Consider the following 19,303-nt stretch of genomic DNA (forward strand, 5'->3'; position numbering starts at 1 on the left):
TTCAATTGTGAGGTATAAATGAAAAACGATCTTGCCCATAGGCAAAGATCGTTTATAAAATAAAAGACCTTTACCTATGGTAAAGGTCTTGCTAACAACTTTAAGTTGCCAACAAAGCCGGGGATTAAACCCGAAATGACGACTTTGCTGTAAAAGCTACTCCCCTTTAGAGAATGTTGCTAAATTCATACTATAACAAAAGGTTACCACTGTCAAGAAATAAATAGTGTAACAGCAAAAAGATTGGTTGGTGTATGAGGTAGATAAAAAGGGAGTGTTGCCCTAAAAAAATAAAAGGAATTGCCAAAGGAACGTAGGCAAAGCGGCTAGTTTTATTATTATACAACCATTTACCCAGGGAAACACCGTACAAAAACAGGCCTAGGTAAGGAATTAACGGAAAGTAATCTACAGAAAAAAAATCCGGTTTGGTAAGGCCCAGTGGAAGCAATAGGTTTGTAGAAAGGGCCAAATCATTGATCAAGGGTCCAGCAGCTAGGATCAATGTTCCTATGATAAGAAGGGGTATTGGATGTAAAGGGTGAAACAAGGGATACAAAAGGATGCTGATAGCTAGAAAATGTAAAATGCCAAAAAATATATGGGACCCTGGAACGGCTATGGAGGTGATGATGGTTAGGATGATCGCGATCATAAGCAGTCTAAGGCCTCGATTAAAATTACTTTTGCTCAACGAACAGCTAATGCCAGCCAGTAAGATAAACAACGTTGAAGCTGCTTTACCTGTAAAATAAATAAAGCCTTCCTCGTAGTTAACAGGCAAACCATAGAATTCATTAAGGTCATAGATAAAATGGTAAAAAACCATAAAAATAATGGCTAACCCACGTAGACAATCGATCTCCCAAATACGGTTATGAGGTTTATGCATCATCATTGATATCATTCCACCCGTTAAAATCACTTTATATATTGTTACCATTAAAATAAAAATCTGACAACCATTTAATTCTATTGTCTTTCCTTGGCGCATTGGCTAAAATTTTTCAAGCATATACTGATCGCTATTGGTTAAAATAAGTCTGAGCCAAAAACAGAGGGAGGGATTTGCATGTCTGGTATAAGCAAATGCATGATTGAAGAATGTCAATATAACAGTAATCATGAATGCCAAGCCGAAAGCATCGAAGTAAAATCCAGCGGAGATATGAGTGTACAATCCTCTGATGGCACTTGCTGTGACACCTTCGCACCTCGTTTAGGCTAGCTTCAAAAAGACTCTTTCGCTTGCGAAAGGGTCTTTTTGATTTTGAGCAAAAAACTTAATAATTTTTTAAAATTTAACAATAATTTTTTTGACCAAAGGGTAATTTAGCATTATTATTAAAGGGTAAAATCCAGAACATGAGAAAAAACTAGAGGGAGTTATTATGACAAAACGCAACATAGTTGTGCTAGGTGCCGGGTACGGGGGAATTCGGGTTGCCCAGGAATTAAATAAACGATTATTAAATCAAGATAAATATCAGATTGTTTTAGTTAATAAACAAGATTACCATACCTTACGGACACAACTTTATGAACCTGCAGTTGGAACCAGGGATTATAACGAAGTGATTATACCTTTAAATGAGATCGTTGAAGGGATGTCCTTAGTGAAAGGTACTGTTTCCGAAATAGACTTACATAAAAGAATTGTTGTCATTAACAGTACCAAGGAAATTTCCTTTCATTATTTGGTCATTGCCCTCGGTAGTATGCCCGAATACTTTGGTATTAAAGGTTTAAAGGAAAATAGTATAAGTCTAAATAATATCAATGATGCCCAGGTTATCAATGACCGTATTGATAATTTATTAGTAAAGAAAAGTGAAGAAAGAAATGAAGCACCGCTGCATTTTGTGGTTGGCGGGGGTGGACTCACCGGAGTAGAGTTTACCGGAGAACTAGCTTCCTACCTGGAAGAGAAATGGGAAAAATATAATCTTTCTGCGGATCAATATAAAATTACCATTATTGAGGCTGCCAATCAGTTGCTCCCTGGGATGTCCGAAGAAATTGCGGCCTACGCGAAACAAACCTTAGAGGACCTGGGTGTAAAAGTCATCATTAATGACTTGATAAGTGAAGTAACACCGGAGAAGATTTATTTAAAATCTAGCCCAGAGATAAAATATTCCTTATTGATATGGGCGGGTGGCATTAGGGGCAACTCGATTCTGGCTAAGTCTGGGATTAAGACAGATGGGAGGGGTCGAATTTTAGTTAACCCTTACTTACAATATATCGACGATCCTTATATCTATGCAGTGGGAGATAGTGCTCTGGTAAAGGACCCCGAAACAGGCATCCCTGTTTTGCCCACAGCCCAGGCGGCTATTCAAGAAGGCCGGCAGGTTGCCCAAAACATCTATGCTGATATTACAGGGCAACCTCTTAAAGAACATCAGCCTGGTTTAATCCTTCTTTGCATTACTGTGGGGAGGGGAAGAGGGTTGGGGGAAAGTAAAAAATTCCGCATCAAGGGTGTCTCAGCGGCCCTGCTTAAAAAATTCATACCCATTAAATATTTCTTTACGATTGGTGGGCTAAAACTATTGGGGCGTAGAGGGATGAAATGAATAATTAAGAGTTGAAGTAAAAGGCCCCTGGGGTTACCCAGGGGCTAAGTTTATTTTTTGCACCACGAAGTGAATTTTACTAAGGTTTGGCATCTCCTAGAACTGTGAAATAGCTTCCATTAAAACAGAGCGACCATCGTCTTTATATAAATTTTCTTTGATTAACTCGATCTCTTCCCGGGAGATGTTTAGAAATAATGACCCATAACGGTCATCCAACCGCCTTACAACACTAATCGGCACTGAAGCAAAGGGCAAATCAATCATAAAGCTTTCGCCCACTTTAATTTCCCTGTCACACCGAAAGGATAAGCCAGCATGGCTAAAGGTTAATACCTTAATGCCGCTGATTTTCTCCTTATTTTGCAGCGACTCCATTGCCGCTGACCAGTTTACATTAACACGCATTACCGTGCGATTTCTCATTTTTTTCCCACCTCATGATGATATTTATGATTGTTTGGGGACACAGGGCCTTTTTAGGAAATACTTATACAGTATAAGTAAAAGGGGCTTCTAATGCAAGAAATATTTTGTTAAAGTATTGTCAAGTTCTTGACCTTGGCATTTTTTCTACTGGTATTAAGGGTATGATGAAAAGAAAAAATTTAAGGAGTGCTGGCATGAAGATTTCTAGTGATCACAGTCTTTACAGTATGGACAAGGGTAATTCACCCGTAGCGAGGGTGGCATTACCAGCCCGGCTTACCTTTGAAACACTGGATTGTTTTGGGGGACAGGTAAAAAGTGAGGCAGATACTCTGGAGAATCTTGATTTTTCTAGAGTGAATCCTGCCACTGGTCCAGTTTATTTTAATGGAATCAAGCCCGGTGATGTCATTGCGGTACATATTCGCGATATGCGGGTAAAGTCCCCGGGAATTATGATTGCTGCTCCTGGGGCTGGCGTTTTGGGGAACTTGGTAACAAAGAGCGAAACGCTAATACTTCCTATCGAAAAGGGCATGGCCAAGTTTAAAGAGCTGGCAATACCCCTAAATCCGATGATCGGTGTAATTGGTGTAGCCCCTGCAGGCCAGCCAATTAGCTGCGGGACACCGGATTGTCACGGCGGAAACATGGACACCACGCTGATTAAGTCGGGCAGTACTCTGTACTTACCTGTTCAAGTAGAGGGTGCCCTGTTGGCCATGGGTGATCTTCACGCTGCCATGGGAAATGGGGAAATCATGGTAACGGGTGTTGAAGTAGCAGGCGAAGTGGATGTAACCGTTGAAATTGCCGCAGGCAAAAAATTAACCAATCCACTGGTTGTCACAGAGGATCAAGTGGCTACCTTGGCCTCTGCGGTAACCTTGGATGAGGCAGTGAACATTGCTACACAGGATATGGCACAGCTCTTACAAGAGGAGACGGAATTATCCATAAATGAGGCGGGTATGCTTATGAGTGCCTGTGGCAATGCAGAGATATCTCAAGTTGTTGACCCCTTAAAGACGGCTAGATTTACGATGCCCCGGTGGATTATGAAAAGGCTGGGTGTGACCTTTGCCTTCTAAGTAACTGTGCAAAAATATACACAACGGTGTCAGATAATTTGCAATATATAGAAGGGCACCCTCTATAACTTCGACTATATCCGTGGTATAATTACATACGTCTACCACATGAGGGCATTTTTGGCAGACTATTTATACAACGACCATAAATTGTACATTATTTATGTGAACAGTACCAGGTGGTTTTGTGAATTGCCATACTTTTTTAGTTGCTAACTGGTGAGCATTTTATCGGGGGAGGTTGAAAGAAAACAACAGTGGTACCAGCAGAAAAGAGTGTTTGAGGTGGTTTAGTGAGACAGCCATTATTAGATGTTGAAAATTTAAAAACATACTTTTTTACCGACGACGGTGTGGTTCCGGCGGTGGATGGCGTAAGCTTTCAGATCTATAACAGAGAAACCTTAGCGGTGGTGGGTGAGTCTGGTTCTGGCAAGAGTGTAACATCCACCTCGATCCTACGTCTAATTCCTTCACCACCAGGTCGTATTGTGGAAGGCAGCATTTCCTTTGAGGGGGATAATCTTCTTAGCAAGACCGAAGAACAAATGCAGGAGATCCGGGGCAACCGCATTTCGATGATTTTTCAGGAACCCATGACCTCCCTCAATCCGGTACATCGGGTAGGGGATCAAATTGCTGAAACCTATCGTCTCCACCGGGGACTTAATCCGGAGCAAGCGATGGAAAGATCTATTCGTATGTTAGAGAGGGTGGGAATTCCATCCCCCGAAAAACGGGCCAAGGATTATCCTCACCAACTAAGCGGTGGTATGAGGCAGCGGGTGATGATCGCAATGGCTTTGGCCTGTCGGCCATCCTTACTCATTGCCGACGAACCAACCACTGCCCTGGATGTGACCATTCAGGCCCAGATCCTCGATCTAATGAGGAAGCTTCAGGAGGATTCCGATACAGCTATCTTACTAATTACCCATGACCTGGGGGTTGTGGCTGAAATGGCGGATCGGGTCCTGGTAATGTATGCCGGAAAAATTGTTGAAGAGGGACAAGTTCGGGATATTTTTAAAAATCCCTTGCATCCCTATACCAAGGGCCTATTGGGTTCTATTCCCAGAATGTATTGGCAAAGACGCAGTACCTTGCCTAGTATTGAGGGGACTGTACCCAACCCCTTGGCATTTCCCACCGGATGTCGCTTTAATCCCCGTTGCCCCGAGGCCAAGGATCAATGCAGGGCCCAGGAGCCAGCCTTGAGGGCCATGGAGAATGGACATAAAGTAGCCTGTTGGCTAGGGGAAGGGGGGGTGTGAGTTGTCTGTACCGTTATTGGAAGTAAAGGGAGTAAAAAAATACTTCCCGATTAAGAGGGGTATTTTTTCCAAAACCGTTGGTAACATCAGGGCCGTAGACGGAGTTTCCTTTCAGGTTAATAAGGGGGAAACCCTAGGCTTGGTGGGTGAAAGCGGCTGTGGCAAATCCACCACCGGCAGGCTAGTGTTACGCTTGCTAGAACCAACGGCCGGGGAGGTTTTTTTTGAGGGCCAGGATATTTATAAGCTTGGCTCCGATCAGTTAAATAAACTGCGCAGAGATATGCAAATTATTTTTCAGGATCCCTATGCTTCCTTAAATCCCAGGCTAACAGTGGAAGATATCTTAGTGGAACCATTGGTGATTCACAACATCGGTGCTGGGCCCTCCCGACGTAAAAGGGTAAAGGAACTTTTGGAGTTGGTAGGGCTTTCTGATTATCATGGAGTCCGTTACCCCCATGAATTTAGCGGTGGCCAGCGGCAGCGTATCGGTATCGCCAGGGCAATTGCTTTAAACCCCAAGCTGGTGGTTTGTGACGAGCCGGTTTCTGCCTTGGATGTATCCATTCAATCTCAGGTCCTTAACTTGCTGTTGGAGCTTCAGGATAGGCTTGGCCTGACCTATGTTTTTATTGCCCATGGCTTAAATGTTGTTAAACATGTTAGTGATCGAGTGGGGGTCATGTATCTGGGGGAAATTGTAGAAATTGCCGACAGTGATGAGCTATATCTACAAGCCAGGCATCCCTATAGCCGAGCCCTGCTCTCAGCTGTGCCGGTGCCGGACCCGGATGCCAAACTGGAACGTATTATTTTAACCGGGGATGTGCCAAGCCCAGCTAATCCGCCCAGCGGCTGTAAGTTTCATACCAGATGCCCGGAATGTATGGATATTTGTAAAACCCGGCAACCAGTGTTACGGCCCTTGACCGAAAAACACCTGGTGGCCTGTCATAAGTATCATCAATAATTAAGTACCATTGCCAGTGGGAAATAGGAGACGAGAGAGGTATTTGATAATGAAAAAGTTTTTTATGTTAGCCAGCCTATTTATCCTATCAGCCCTGCTGCTAACAGGTTGTGGCGGTGGAGGCAGTGAGCAGCCCAAAGCAGCTCAAGAAAAGGTCATCGTGGTTGGTTTGCAGGCGGAGCCTGCAACCTTAGACCCGCATCAAATGCAAGACTACAACTCCACCCGTTCCGGTCGGAGTATCTTCAACTCTCTGGTGGAATTTAAAGATGAGTCCACCGAAGTGGAACCTGGCCTGGCTACCTCCTGGGATATCTCCCCGGATGGCCTGGAGTATGTCTTCCACCTGCGTGAAGGCGTGACCTTCCATGACGGCACACCCTTCAATGCGGAGGCTGTTAAGTTTTCCATCGACCGTCAGATTGATCCCAACCATCCTTACCATGACACAGGTATTTACTCCTATGCGGACTTTACCTTTGGGATGGTTAAGTCGGTGGATGTAGTGGATGAAAAGACGGTTAAAATTACCCTGAAAGAAAAATTTGCTCCCTTCTTAGCCAATCTGGCCATGCATTCGGCTTGCATCGTAAGCCCGGAGGCTGTTAAGCAGTTTGGCAAGGATTTTTCCAAAAACCCTGTGGGGACAGGCCCCTACAAGTTTATTAGCTGGAACCCAGGTGTTGAAGTTATCTTAGAAAAGAACACCGAGTACTGGGGTGACAAGGCCAAGATTGATAAGGTAATCTTCAAACCCATCATTGAAGATCAGGCTCGACTGACCGAGTTAGAGGCTGGCAATGTTGATTTCATTGTTAATATTCTGCCAGATGATTTGGGACGCCTGAAGAGCGATGCTAAGTTCACGATTATTGAGCAGCCCGGTATGCATGTCTGGTATACTGCTTTGAACTGTACGCAAAAGCCCTTTGACAATGTCAAGGTTCGTCAGGCTGTAAACTATGCCATCAATAAAGAATCCATTGTTAAAAACATCCTGAAAGACACCGGTGTAATAGCCGAAAGCCCACTGCCGCCAGTGGTCTGGGGTCATACTACTGAAGGGAAACAATACGAGCACAATCCCGAGCTGGCTAAGCAGTTATTAGCGGAGGCTGGTTACCCCGAGGGCTTTGAAGTAACCTATTGGGTACCTGAATCTGGCTCTGGCATGCAGCAACCGGTGGCTATGGCTACTGCCATCCAGTCCGATCTGGCCAAGGTAGGGATCAAGGTAAAAATTCAAACCTTAGAGTGGACCACTTACCTGGACAAGGTGTTTATTCCTGCTGATAAGAGTGAAATGCAAATGCACCAGATGTCCTGGATGGGCGACAATGGTGACCCGGATAACTTCCTCTATATCTTGCTTTCCGGTGAGCAGTGGCCTCAGGCTGGCTTTAACGATGCCTTCTATAAGAATGAAAAAGTGGATGAACTGCTGAGAAAAGCCCGTGTTCTTGCGAACCAAGAAGAACGTGCTCCACTGTATCAGGAAGCCCAAAAATTGATCATGGAGGATTCCCCCTGGGTTGTTGTGGACCACGAGAACCAAATCGTGGCGATGAATCCAAGGGTTAAGGGCTTTAAACTCCATCCCACTGGTATGTTCCGCTTTGAAAAGGCTGATATCGAATAAAAGAGAGGAGTTCCCGGTGACCTAGGGCGTTATCCAAGGGGGTAGCGCCCGGTACGGGGCTTTACAGGTAGTAAGATTCCCTTGAAAACTGGCAATGGTACTTTTTCTTTTTAGGGGGGTAAATCCGTGGCTTCCTATTTAATCAAACGACTGTTTTATTTAATTCCTGTTTTATTTGGGGTTACCGTATTGGTATTTGGTATTATGCATTTTGCCCCGGGTGACCCGGCCCAGGTAATTTTGGGACCCAAAGCCACGGCCGCAAGTCTGGCCAAACTACGTGCTGAATTGGGTTTGGATCAACCAATTTATAAGCAGTATTTTAATTGGATTGGCAATGTACTGCAGGGTGACTGGGGTCGTTCCATTCAGTTAAAACGTGAAGTACTGCCTTTGGTATTGACACGTTTTGGAGCAACCATGATTTTGACCCTATTTGCAGCTTTGCTGGCCATCTCCGTTGGATTATTGGCGGGTATTGTCTCAGCCACAAAACAGTATTCCATTTTTGACCGGACAGCCATGATAGCAGCCCTGGTGGGCTTCTGTCTGCCGGTGTTCTGGCTGGGTATTATGCTGCAATATGTGTTTGGCTTAAAGTTAGGTTGGCTGCCGGTGTCCGGTATGCATTCACCTGGTCAGACTGGCTTTGCAGATATGCTGCCTTATCTGGTTTTGCCGGCCATTGCCCTGGCGGCTGAACCGGCGGCGGTGATTGCCCGGATGACTCGCTCCAGCATTTTAGAAGTTATTCGGCAGGATTATATTCGTACGGCCAGGGCCAAAGGTTTATCCAATGGCAAGACCATCCTGCATCATGCCTTAAAGAATGCTCTTATTCCGGTGGTTACCGTTGTGGGTATGCAGATTGGCTATCTGTTGGCCGGTGCTGTGTTGGTAGAAATGGTTTTTAGTTGGCCGGGTATTGGGACACTGATGGTCAACGGCATTATTGCCAGGGATTTTCCACTGGTACAAGGAATTATTTTGATGGTGGCCACTTCCTATGTGCTGGTCAACTTGTTAGTGGACGTACTCTATACCCTCTTTGACCCGCGCATTTCATACGATTAGGATGGAGGTGGAGAAATGTCTTCAACAGGAATTCAATTAACAAAGGGAACACAAGAAGTCATTCGCAGGGGCAAGCTGGCAGAGCTATGGCGTCGCTTTAAAAAAGATAAGTTTGCCGTGATTGGCGGCGTTATTTTGTTGGTGGTTATCCTTTGTGCCATCTTTGCTCCACTAATTACCCATTATGATCCCAATGAGACACAATTAGAACAAAGGCTTTTACCTCCCGGTACGGAGGGGCATTTTTTAGGCACCGATGAAGTAGGACGAGATATGTTTACCCGGTTAGTTTATGGAGCCAGGGTTTCTGTCATGATTGGTTTTGTGGCTGTGGCTATCGCCCTCTTCTTCGGTATTTTGGTAGGTCTCTTTGCCGGCTACTATGGAGGCTGGATTGATACAATTTTAATGCGCTGCATTGACGTTTTAATGGCCTTTCCCTATGTGCTGCTGGCTATTTCCATTATTGCAGCCCTGGGGCCAGGTTTACTCCAAGCGATGGTGGCCATCTCCATCGTTGGCATCCCTTATTATGCAAGAATTGTCCGGGGAACCGTGCTTTCCTTGCGCAACAAGGAATTCATTGAAGCAGAGAAGGCCCTGGGGGCCAGCAATATGCGTATCATTTTTAAGCATATTTTACCCAACACAATGGCACCGATTATTGTGGCAGCTACGCTGGATGTGGGCTGGATGATTATCGCTGCCGCAGGATTAAGTTTCCTTGGTTTGGGTGCCCAACCGCCCACTGCCGAATGGGGTGTTATGCTTAGTGAAGGGCGAAAGTTTTTAAGGGTAGCCCCTTATGTTTCGTTGTTGCCGGGGGTATGTATTTTCCTAGTTGTTTTATCCTTGAATTTGCTTGGTGACGGGCTGCGGGATGCCTTGGATCCGAGATTGAAACAATAATTTAAATAGGGGGATGAACATGAGGATTCCCAGAAAATTAGTGGCTACTTTTTCTATTTGTGGTTATGATCCGGCCACGGGTGAAATAGGTGTGGCGGTACAATCTAAATTTCTTTCGGTTGGTTCCGTAGTACCCTGGGTTAAGGCCGGGGTTGGTGCCATTGCCACCCAATCCTGGGCCAATACCAGTTATGGCAGTGAAGGATTAAAACTCTTGGAGCAGGGCCTGTCACCCCAAGCGGTTATTGACAAATTAACTGCCGCAGATGAAGGGCGAAACCTGCGCCAGGTGGGTATTGTGGCACAGGGCGGCCAGGCGGCCTCCTTTACCGGTTCGGAATGTTATCCCTGGGCTGGGGGCATCTGCGGCGAAAATTTTGCCTGCCAGGGTAATATCCTGGTAAGTCAAGAGACTGTTCAGGCCATGGCTAGTACATTTGAACAAGCGGAGGGTGACTTGGCAGTCAGAATGTTGGCAGCCCTGGATGCGGGCCAACAGGCCGGTGGTGATAGCCGAGGCAAACAATCGGCTGCTTTATATGTGGCTAAGGATAAGGGGGGCTATGGCGGCTACAATGATCGTTATATCGACCTAAGGGTGGATGATCACCCAGAGCCAATCAAAGAACTAATTCGCATCCACAGCCTTTACCGTTTGTATTTTTATAAGACAAAGCCTGAGGATATCCTAGCGATTGAAGGTCCGCTGGTTACAGAAATACAAGAACTATTAACGAAGTGGGGCTATACAACACCAATTAATGGCAGCTTAGACGATCCATTTAACCAAGCACTCCAAGCCTTTTATCTAACAGAGAATTTTGATGAGCGAATCTGCGAAAATGGTTTTATCGATCGAGAAGTATTAGAATTTATGAGGCAAAGGGCCTAACCTTTTGCGACAGTGGGGACGGTTTCCCCCTGTCGCAAAAAAATTGCCTAGTTGTTATTTTTATTTTTTAGGTAATTATAAAATGCCGGTTTATCTGTCCATTGAATCAAATCGATCTCAAATCCATCCGGTTCCTTTATATAGAATTGCTTTGAAAATGGTTTAATGATAATTTCCCGTTCCTTTTCAATATAGCCTTTTAATTTCAAAGCAGCTAATAATTCATCAACATTTTTAATATAATAACCGATATGTCTAAGGTTTTGCTCTCTTTCTATTGAAAAATCATTCTTTTCAGAAATAAATAATTCATGTCCTTCACCTTTAAGAATCGCATAATTCTTTCCATTTGCTTTTATGCCCTGATCAATCAATTCATAATTAAGGACATCACGATAAAAAGTTATAAAATTATCAACATTTGAAACGTATCGATTTAAGTGGTCTATAATTTTCATTAGTATACTCTCCTTCCGCTAGTTAATTGTTAATATATAATTATACCTACGATTACCTTAGCTTAAAGCAGGATATCAAATATTATTGTTTAATAAATATAAGGTTACAAATAAATTCGATTAAGGGTGATTCTATATGAAAAAAAGTGTTCTGCTGGTGGGCCTGCTTTTTATGCTGAGCCTGCTTACAGGGTGTGTTAGTAGTGGTAGTCCTTCAAATACCGCAACCCAGGAAAAAATGCCTGAGAAAATTACCATTCAAGTACCAACGGGACCACCCACTGCGCCTCTGCTAAAAATGGCTGAGGGCAAGCCCTTGGGAGAGAAAGTTCAAATTGAATTAATCCCTTATAAAACAGTGGAGGAAGCCACGGCCAGGGTGGTTAAAGGGGAAGCGGATTATACTATTTTGCCGATAAACACTGCTGCTAAACTCTACAACAAAGGGATAGACATTTCCTTAGATAACGTATCTACCTGGGGCATTCTTTACTTACTGTCAACGGACCAAGGTATTTCCCAGTGGCAGGATTTAAAGGGCAAAGAAGTTTATGTGGGTGCCCAAGGTGCTAGTCCGGATATTATCGCCCGGTACCTCATGGAAAAGAATAATATCAAGACCACGGATGTGACATTGAAGTATGGTAATTCACCGGAAATTGCTCAAATGATGATTCAGGGTATGGTAAAAACGGCTGTCTTACCGGAACCAATGGTTACCCAGGTTTTAAACAAAAACCAGTCTGCCAAAGTCATTTTAGATTTTCATAAGGAATGGCAGTTAGCAGAAAATAACAGCAACCTGCCACAAACCGGGATGGTGGTACAAAATAAATTTGTTAAGGAATATCCAGCTGCCATCAGTAAAATAAGAACGGCCTATCAAGAAGCCTTGGAGCAAACCGTAGCTGATCCCGCGTCAGTGTCGGCCCTCATGGAGGAAAATTTTAATATACCGGGACCAATCTTTGTAAAATCAATGGAACGAACGAATTTGAAATTTGTTATCGCAGAAGATGCTAAGACGGATGTGGAAAACTATTTGGCTAAATTATTAAGCTTCTCGCCAGATATGGTGGGGGGGGAACTGCCCGATGAAAAATTCTATCTGGCTAAGTAAGGGGTTACCCTTACTTAGCCTCCTCTTTTTATTGATCGCTTGGCAATGGATAGCGCGTTTTTATAACCCGGTACTGGTTCCTTCCCCCCTTGAGACAATGCAAGCTTTATGGCATTTAGGTCTCAGCGGCAAACTGTGGGTTCATGCCCAGAGTACTATTTTCAGGGGGCTTACGGGTTTTTTAATTGCTGCTGTGATCGGGATACCCCTGGGCTTATTAATGGGCATCAACCGGGTTGCCCGTCGCCTAATGCAGCCACTGGTGGTAATTTTGCAAGTAGTTCCGATTATTTCTTGGCTGGTTCTGGCCATGATTTGGTTTGGCTCCGAACGGGTTCCGGTTTTTGTGGTAGTTATTACCACACTGCCCTTGATACTGATAAATGTGGTACAAGGAGTTAGCAATGTTGACCAACAGTACACCGAGATGGCCAAGGTTTTTAAAGTGAACCAGCGGCAGATATACGTAAAGGTATATCTGCCCCAAGTGCTTCCTTACCTTTTGGCAGGCATGTCAGCTGCCCTGGGTACCACCTGGAAAGCAGTGGCAATGGCTGAGTTTCTCAGTACCCAGAGGGGTATTGGTGCGGGTATGGCCGTGTCCAGAATAAATTTAGAAACATCGGAGGTATTTGCCTGGACGTTTCTGTTGGTGTTGCTTGGCCTAGTAACAGATTATGGTTTGCGTTTATTGCAGAAACACCTGACAGCCTGGAGGTGCTAAATGATTGTATTAAAAGAAGTTGACAAATTCTTTCAGGAAACGCAGGTGCTTAAGGACTTGTCTTTCAGCCTGGAACCAGGGCAAATTACCTGTATCTTAGGCCCATCTGGTTCTGGTAAAACCACTACTCTGCAACTGCTAGCTGGCTTGCTGCAGGCAGATGGAGGTAGTATTACTGGGCTTGGGGGACTACAGGTGAGCTATGTTTTCCAGGAACCCCGGTTATTGCCCTGGGAAACCGTAGAGGGTAACATCCAGTTTGTGCTTCAGGATAAGGTTTCTCCGACTAAGAGCAGGGAGATTAGCAACCGCTATTTAGAATTAATGGGGTTAGCAGCCTATAAAGATAACTTCCCACATACCCTAAGTGGTGGTATGAAACAACGTCTGGCACTTTGCAGGGCCTTTGCCTTTCCCCATCAATTACTGCTGATGGATGAACCCTTTAAGTCCCTGGATACTGCACTTCGCCTATCCCTGATACAGGAAGTTGCCAGGATGTGGGAGGTAAAGCAAAATACGGTTTTATTTGTGACCCATGATCTAACGGAGGGACTGCTGTTAGGTCATAAATTGTTGGTTTATTCAAATAAGCCTACCTTTGTGCGAAGGGAATTCACAATTGATTTGCCGCCTTGCCAGCGGGATTTAGCCAGTCCGGAGCTAACAAGGCTGTTGGGTGAGATTACGCGATTAATGACGAGGTAAACTTAGCAGATAATCTCCTATTCAGCTAGGGGATTATCTCCGGTGCCACCAGATAGATTATTATCGGTCAAATTGTAATGACCATATTCTGTTTTTCCATCTAAATTAATACAAGTTGCAGACCCAGTTGGTTCATAGACAAAGCAAGGGGTTGTTGGGTTTTCCTTTTTCTTTTCGGTATCACCGGAATTATTCAGTGGCATAATTTGACCTCCTTGTAGTTGTTATGAATAATATGTGACAATAAATATGAATTATGCGTTTGGGAGGACTTGTTGGGAGCTTCAGTAAATTTAAAAAGCAGGTGAACATTGTGAGTCCCTTTTATCAGGGTGTTTTTCTTATAGTCCTATCGGCCTTTAGTTTTGCCTTTATTCCTATTTTTGCCCTCTATGCCTATGCGGGCGGGGCCAGTGTAACAGCATTGCTTTTATTTCGTTTTATTTTAGCTAGTGTATGTTTTTTTACCTACCTAAAGTGGAAAAATAAAAAGATTTCGATACCTAAAAATATTAAACACCTCGTGCTGTTGGGGGGCGGCTTTTATACAGTACAATCAACCTTGTATTTTTCTTCAGTAAAATATATACAGGTCTCCCTGGCTGTATTAATTTTTTATACTTATCCTATATTTGTAGCAATCGGATCTTCCTTGGTAGAAAAAGAAAAACTAACGAAGCAAACGGTGGGTTCGATTGGCATATCCTTACTGGGGCTAGCAATGGTTCTGGGAACTTCCTTTGGCAACATCAATGTGTTTGGTGTACTTCTGGCCTTGGGTGCCGGTCTTTCATACTCTGGTTATTTTCTATTTGGCAATAGGGTTTTGAAAAACGCCTCACCCCTGGAGACCAGTGCCTTTATCTGCCTATTTGCCTCGATATCCCTTGCTGTCATTGGCATATCCAGTGGCAGTTTAACTTTTCAGCTTACTGCCAAGGCTTGGTTCGCCACCATAGGAGTGTCCCTTGTCTGTACAGTTCTAGCGATATTTACTCTTTTTCATGGTTTGAAATTAATTGGCTCTACCCGGGCAGCGATACTTAGTATGGTGGAACCCTTGGTTACCATTCTGTTTTCTGCCATTTTGTTTGGTGAACGTATGACATGGTTACAATTATTAGGCGGTATAATCGTTTTGGCTGGTGCTGTTCTGTCCGTATTGTCCAAAGAAAGGGAAAGGGAACCAGCCTAATATTTAAAAAAATGGGCAAAGTGCCCATTTTTTTTTATTTTTTACTGTTAAAATAAACCAAATGTGTTAAACTTTCAGGCAACGTCATAGAATTATACGTGTATTCTATATTTTTCGAGGAGGGGTAGAATGTATTCCTTTAGAACCGTGTCAGTGATTCCGGAATTGCCTGAGAAAATTAACCGGTTGGCTGAGTTAGCCCGTAATTCATGGTTTAGCTGGCATCCACTGGCTGAGCAACTTTACAGTAAATTGGATCCAATCCTATGGGAAAAGGTTAATCACAACCCGGTTAAATTTTTGCTTAATGTGGATACGACGTGCTTAAATAAGGCGGTAGGGGATGCAGTCTATTGCGACCTGTATCAAAGGGTAATGAAAGATTTTGATAACTATATGCAGGGGGATACCTGGTATAGAAAAACCTACCCCGAACTAAATAACCAACTGGTTGCTTATTTTTCAGCAGAATTTGGCATTCACGAATCCAACCCGGTTTATAGTGGGGGATTAGGTTTGTTGGCAGGTGATCATAGTAAATCTGCCAGTGACCTAGGACTTCCCTTTGTGGGGGTAGGAATTCTTTATAAACAAGGTTATTTTTGCCAGCGCATTAATCGGGAGGGCTGGCAGGAAGCCCATTACTCCTTTATGGATTTTAATGAAATGGCTGTTACACCGGCTGTCCAGCCAGAAGGTGGAGATGTCATTATCACGGTGCGTCTGCCGGGCCGGGATGTTTTTGTCAAGGTATGGCAACTTCAAGTGGGGCGGGTTGTATTATACTTTTTAGATACAGACCTAACTCAAAATAGTCGAGAAGATAGACTTTTGACCTCCAAATTGTATGGCGGCGGCCAGGATACCCGTATTTGCCAGGAGATTATTTTAGGCATTGGCGGGGTTAAGGCCTTGCGTAAGTTGGGTGTTGCCCCAACCGCATGGCATATTAATGAAGGGCATGCGGCCTTTATAATAATAGAACGCATCCGGGAGCTAATTCAGAATCATGTTCCCTTTGCCAGTGCCAAGGAGGCAGTTCGGGCCAGCACCATATTTACCACCCATACACCGGTGCCGGCAGGGCATGATGTTTTTGATGCGGATATGATTGACCGTTACTTAGGTTATCTTTATGAAGAATTGAAACTAGATCGAGAAGGTTTTATGGGTTTAGGTTGGGACTCCAATCGCCATGGTTTTAATATGACCCTGTTAGCACTGCATCATGCCGCCTTTACCAATGGAGTAAGCAAACTGCACGGCGAAGTAAGTAAAAGGATGTTTGCCCATCTTTATCCTGGTATCCCCTTAGAGGAGATTCCCATTCAATCAGTGACAAACGGTGTTCATACAGAGACCTGGGTGGCACCAGAGATTAGGGAGCTATTTGAAAAATATATTAGCCCGGACTGGACCCAGAATATATCCGGGCCAGACCAGTGGCAAAGGGTCTATGATATTCCGGACCAGGAGTTATGGTCTATTCACCAAGGTCTTAAGGGTAAAATGATTAAATTTGTGCAAAATAATATCTTCCGTCGTATGGAACGAAACTTTCAACCACTGGAACTAATTCGTGAATGCGCCGGTTATTTAAGCAAAGACATTTTAACCATCGGCTTTGCCAGACGATTTGCCACCTATAAAAGGGCTTACCTACTGTTTAGGGATAAAGAAAGATTGGCTAGATTGCTTAATAACCCGGAACGGCCCGTTCAGCTTATTTTTGCCGGCAAAGCGCATCCAGCCGATGGACCCGGTCAAGAATTAATTAAAATGATTAATGATTTTTCTTATGAAGAACAATTCAGAGGGAAGATCGTCTTTGTAGAAGACTATGACATTAATGTATCCCGTCATTTGCTGCAAGGAGTGGATGTATGGTTAAACACCCCCCGCAGGCCCCATGAAGCAAGTGGAACCAGCGGTCAAAAAGCTGCTGTCAACGGTGTTATTAACTGCAGTGTGCTGGACGGTTGGTGGCCGGAGGCCTACAATGGTGAAAATGGCTTTGCTGTGGGGACCGATAGGGATTACCATAATAATGATGAACAGGACCGAGAAGATGCCGGCTCGCTGTTTGATTTGTTAGAACAGATCATGGTGCCTTATTATTACCGCAGAGTGGATGGTCTGCCGCGAGAGTGGGTGCGGCGCATGAAGGATTGCTTGGCCACCATTCCTTGGCAATTTAGTACAGAACGCATGGTCAAAGAATATACGCAAGAATTTTATCTAAAGGCGGCTCTGAGGGGAATGGCCTTTGAAGCGGATCAATGCCAATTGGCTGATCAGGTGCAGCAGTTTAAAAATAACTTGACCCATAATTGGCATCAGCTTTCCTTTAACTCGATTCAGATTGATCAACCACAGGTATGGTTGGCAGGAAATGAAATCGATGTTAAGGCCGAAGTACACCTGGGATCAATCAGACCAGAGGATCTAATTGTCGAATTGGTATATGGCAAGGTAAGTGACCATGGTTTGGAAGCTACCCGGTTGATACCCATGCAATTTAAACAGATAGTTCGTGAAAATACCTACCTATACGAGGCTAAGCTGGAACTGAAGAAGGGAACCTCGGGCTATACAGTGAGAATCAGACCAAAGGATACGCATATCGCCCAGATATTTGAATTGCCTCTTGTAAAGTGGGCGGAGAACTTTTAACGTAATGATAGAAAATAAAAGGAACCGCCGGACGGTTCCTTTTATTTTAAATGATTTATGGTTATATTGAAAAATAGAAAGAGATTAAGGTAGTCAAGGGAGAAACTTTATATTAAAATAGAAAAGATGCAGCCTAGTCTGTAATTGTATTTTAGAAGGGGTTATAGATATGGAAAAATTTTTTGAAAAAATGAAAGGGTATCTTAATATGGATACCGAAATACCCTATGAAGAATTTGAAGCTTATTATAAAGATGTCCTTGATTTCTTAAATAGTGATTATCTCAACTTGGACAAAGAAGAGACCATCAAGGGACGCTTTATCCTCACAATTCTTATGTCAAACAGTGAGGATCGTGGTAAGAGATACAAGAACTTGACTAAAAAATATAAAAAGATTCACGATAAAAGCCAGCTCTGGGCCGAGGCGTTAACACTAAGGCTGGTTAAAATGGGTATGACCAAAGACCAGATTATCCAAGCTGAACAAGAACTGAATGATTCGATCTAATACAAAAGGAAAGACGGGGACAAATTGCCCTCGTCTTTCCTTTTGTATTTAAAATTATCTTTGCCATCAGCGGTTTGCGACTGAAATTAATCGGTTATTCATATTGCAAGATTGACCCAATCGGTTGACCCATTTTGATCTCCATGTTGGCCAATAAATTTTTATCTGGTATGAAAGAATCCCTTTGGAAAATCATAATGATGGTAGACCCAAACTCAAAACGGCCAATTTCCATACCCTTTTGAATTTCCTGACCAAGGGTGAAGTTGGAAACAATCTTTCCCACACCCAAGGCCCCTACTTTGATGAGGATAAACTTATGACCGTGGGGGGTCTGAAATAGGGTGTAGGTTCGTCTATTTTTAGCAAATAGATCTTTAATGGTTGTGATACCCAGGTTGTTAACTGGAAAAACCTTCCCTGGAATATACTTGTGTTGAATGACTTTGGCAGGGTAAGGCATATGAATGCGGTGGTAGTTTCTGGGGCTTAGATAAATGTTTAGATAAAACCCGTTCCTAAATTCCTCTAAATCCTGGCCGGATAATAACTCGGGAATGGAATAGGAATTATTTTTCGCCAGAATAATTTTATTTTCCTTGGCATAACCCAGGTCAGCAATTTTTCCATCCACTGGACTTGCTACTACATTCTGACCGGGTGCAATGGGGCGTAGGGAAGGGCAGATATCTCTGGAAAAAAAATCGGTAAGACTTTTGTATTCTTTGGGGGGCCTTATCTCTGAGCGGTTTACTTTATATAATTTTATATAAGGCTTGATTAAAACCTTGCTGAAACGACTGCGTAAGGCAATATCAAAGGCTTTGCCAAAGCTCTTACGGGAGATGGAGTGTACAGCGACTTTTTTTAATAAACTCAAATTATCCATTCCTTTGCGATTTTAGTAAATGTTAAACAATATAAATTATAACACTTTACTATAAAAATACTCCAGTAAAAATATACAATACCAAAAATTTCATCTTGACCAATAGAAATAAAGTAAATATAATATTTTGTTCGGGAGTAACTAAATGGGAATGATGGATTT

At 43.5% G+C, this 19,303-nt stretch carries 20 protein-coding genes; 15 read left to right on the plus strand and 5 right to left on the minus strand.

Annotated elements, in window-relative coordinates:
• Positions 1-190: 190 nt before the first annotated feature.
• Positions 191-898, minus strand: a complete 708-nt coding sequence (locus V6C11_RS00970; RefSeq protein ID WP_333529211.1) for a heparan-alpha-glucosaminide N-acetyltransferase — start codon at positions 896-898, stop codon at positions 191-193.
• A 174-nt stretch (positions 899-1,072) separates the two neighbouring features.
• On the opposite strand from V6C11_RS00970, the gene V6C11_RS00975 reads away from it, so the two are divergent.
• Both V6C11_RS00975 and V6C11_RS00980 read left to right on the plus strand, forming a co-directional pair.
• Entirely contained in the window at positions 1,073-1,228 is a 156-nt protein-coding gene (locus V6C11_RS00975; RefSeq protein WP_333529212.1) for a DUF1540 domain-containing protein, read from the plus strand.
• Between the two features lie 163 nt (positions 1,229-1,391).
• The gene (locus tag V6C11_RS00980; protein WP_333529213.1) at positions 1,392-2,582 is read left to right on the plus strand and encodes an NAD(P)/FAD-dependent oxidoreductase; all 1,191 of its coding nucleotides are present in this window, start codon (positions 1,392-1,394) and stop codon (positions 2,580-2,582) included.
• Between the two features lie 96 nt (positions 2,583-2,678).
• On the opposite strand, the gene V6C11_RS00985 is transcribed toward V6C11_RS00980, so the two are convergent.
• A complete protein-coding gene (locus V6C11_RS00985; RefSeq protein ID WP_333529214.1) occupies positions 2,679-3,008 on the minus strand; it encodes a PilZ domain-containing protein in 330 nt (109 codons plus the stop codon).
• A 197-nt stretch (positions 3,009-3,205) separates the two neighbouring features.
• Between V6C11_RS00985 and V6C11_RS00990 the strand changes: the two genes are divergently transcribed.
• The 7 genes from V6C11_RS00990 (at position 3,206) to V6C11_RS01020 (ending at position 10,863) form a co-directional block, all read left to right on the plus strand.
• Positions 3,206-4,102: an acetamidase/formamidase family protein gene (locus tag V6C11_RS00990; RefSeq protein WP_333529215.1), complete on the plus strand. Its 897-nt coding sequence runs from the start codon at positions 3,206-3,208 to the stop codon at positions 4,100-4,102.
• A gap of 293 nt (positions 4,103-4,395) precedes the next feature.
• Positions 4,396-5,376: an ABC transporter ATP-binding protein gene (locus V6C11_RS00995; protein WP_333529216.1), complete on the plus strand. Its 981-nt coding sequence runs from the start codon at positions 4,396-4,398 to the stop codon at positions 5,374-5,376.
• Position 5,377: 1 nt separating this feature from the next.
• Positions 5,378-6,349, plus strand: a complete 972-nt coding sequence (locus tag V6C11_RS01000) for an ABC transporter ATP-binding protein (protein WP_333529217.1) — start codon at positions 5,378-5,380, stop codon at positions 6,347-6,349.
• A 49-nt stretch (positions 6,350-6,398) separates the two neighbouring features.
• On the plus strand, positions 6,399-7,988 hold the full coding sequence (locus tag V6C11_RS01005; protein WP_333529218.1) for an ABC transporter substrate-binding protein: 1,590 nt from the start codon (positions 6,399-6,401) through the stop codon (positions 7,986-7,988).
• 126 nt (positions 7,989-8,114) lie between these two features.
• A complete protein-coding gene (locus V6C11_RS01010) occupies positions 8,115-9,062 on the plus strand; it encodes an ABC transporter permease (protein WP_333529219.1) in 948 nt (315 codons plus the stop codon).
• Between the two features lie 15 nt (positions 9,063-9,077).
• Positions 9,078-9,971 (plus strand): nickel transporter permease, encoded by an 894-nt coding sequence (gene nikC, locus V6C11_RS01015; protein ID WP_333529220.1) that lies wholly within the window; start codon positions 9,078-9,080, stop codon positions 9,969-9,971.
• Positions 9,972-9,990: 19 nt separating this feature from the next.
• Positions 9,991-10,863, plus strand: coding sequence for a DUF1028 domain-containing protein (locus V6C11_RS01020; protein ID WP_333529221.1), 873 nt, complete (start codon positions 9,991-9,993; stop codon positions 10,861-10,863).
• A 47-nt stretch (positions 10,864-10,910) separates the two neighbouring features.
• Here the strand turns inward: V6C11_RS01020 and V6C11_RS01025 are convergent, their stop codons facing one another.
• Positions 10,911-11,321, minus strand: coding sequence for a VOC family protein (locus V6C11_RS01025; protein ID WP_333529222.1), 411 nt, complete (start codon positions 11,319-11,321; stop codon positions 10,911-10,913).
• 136 nt (positions 11,322-11,457) lie between these two features.
• Between V6C11_RS01025 and V6C11_RS01030 the strand changes: the two genes are divergently transcribed.
• Genes V6C11_RS01030 through V6C11_RS01040 form a run of 3 tightly spaced genes read left to right on the plus strand, consistent with a single transcriptional unit; the run spans position 11,458 to position 13,873 of the window.
• Positions 11,458-12,441 carry an ABC transporter substrate-binding protein gene (locus V6C11_RS01030; RefSeq protein WP_333529223.1) on the plus strand — a complete coding sequence of 328 codons (984 nt, stop codon included), beginning with the start codon at positions 11,458-11,460 and terminating at the stop codon, positions 12,439-12,441.
• On the plus strand, positions 12,416-13,165 hold the full coding sequence (locus tag V6C11_RS01035; RefSeq protein ID WP_333529224.1) for an ABC transporter permease: 750 nt from the start codon (positions 12,416-12,418) through the stop codon (positions 13,163-13,165). Before V6C11_RS01030 ends, V6C11_RS01035 begins: the two co-directional genes overlap by 26 nt.
• Positions 13,166-13,873: an ABC transporter ATP-binding protein gene (locus V6C11_RS01040; RefSeq protein ID WP_333529225.1), complete on the plus strand. Its 708-nt coding sequence runs from the start codon at positions 13,166-13,168 to the stop codon at positions 13,871-13,873.
• A 17-nt stretch (positions 13,874-13,890) separates the two neighbouring features.
• Here the strand turns inward: V6C11_RS01040 and V6C11_RS01045 are convergent, their stop codons facing one another.
• Positions 13,891-14,076 carry an LAS seventeen-binding protein 3 gene (locus V6C11_RS01045; RefSeq protein WP_333529226.1) on the minus strand — a complete coding sequence of 62 codons (186 nt, stop codon included), beginning with the start codon at positions 14,074-14,076 and terminating at the stop codon, positions 13,891-13,893.
• Between the two features lie 110 nt (positions 14,077-14,186).
• Here V6C11_RS01045 and V6C11_RS01050 point away from each other — a divergent pair, with 110 nt between their 5' ends.
• The 3 genes from V6C11_RS01050 to V6C11_RS01060 all read left to right on the plus strand — a co-directional run bounded on the left by V6C11_RS01050 (position 14,187) and on the right by V6C11_RS01060 (position 18,252).
• Complete coding sequence (locus V6C11_RS01050) at positions 14,187-15,068, plus strand: DMT family transporter (protein ID WP_333529227.1); 882 nt, start codon at positions 14,187-14,189, stop codon at positions 15,066-15,068.
• A gap of 129 nt (positions 15,069-15,197) precedes the next feature.
• On the plus strand, positions 15,198-17,741 hold the full coding sequence (glgP, locus tag V6C11_RS01055; protein ID WP_333529228.1) for an alpha-glucan family phosphorylase: 2,544 nt from the start codon (positions 15,198-15,200) through the stop codon (positions 17,739-17,741).
• A 169-nt stretch (positions 17,742-17,910) separates the two neighbouring features.
• Positions 17,911-18,252 carry a hypothetical protein gene (locus V6C11_RS01060; protein ID WP_333529229.1) on the plus strand — a complete coding sequence of 114 codons (342 nt, stop codon included), beginning with the start codon at positions 17,911-17,913 and terminating at the stop codon, positions 18,250-18,252.
• Positions 18,253-18,346: 94 nt separating this feature from the next.
• Here the strand turns inward: V6C11_RS01060 and asd are convergent, their stop codons facing one another.
• Positions 18,347-19,132, minus strand: a complete 786-nt coding sequence (asd, locus tag V6C11_RS01065) for an archaetidylserine decarboxylase (RefSeq protein WP_333529230.1) — start codon at positions 19,130-19,132, stop codon at positions 18,347-18,349.
• Positions 19,133-19,303 lie beyond the last annotated feature (171 nt).

It is taken from the genome of Desulfotomaculum sp. 1211_IL3151 (assembly GCF_036763075.1).
Lineage (GTDB): Bacteria > Bacillota > Desulfotomaculia > Desulfotomaculales > Desulfotomaculaceae > Desulfotomaculum.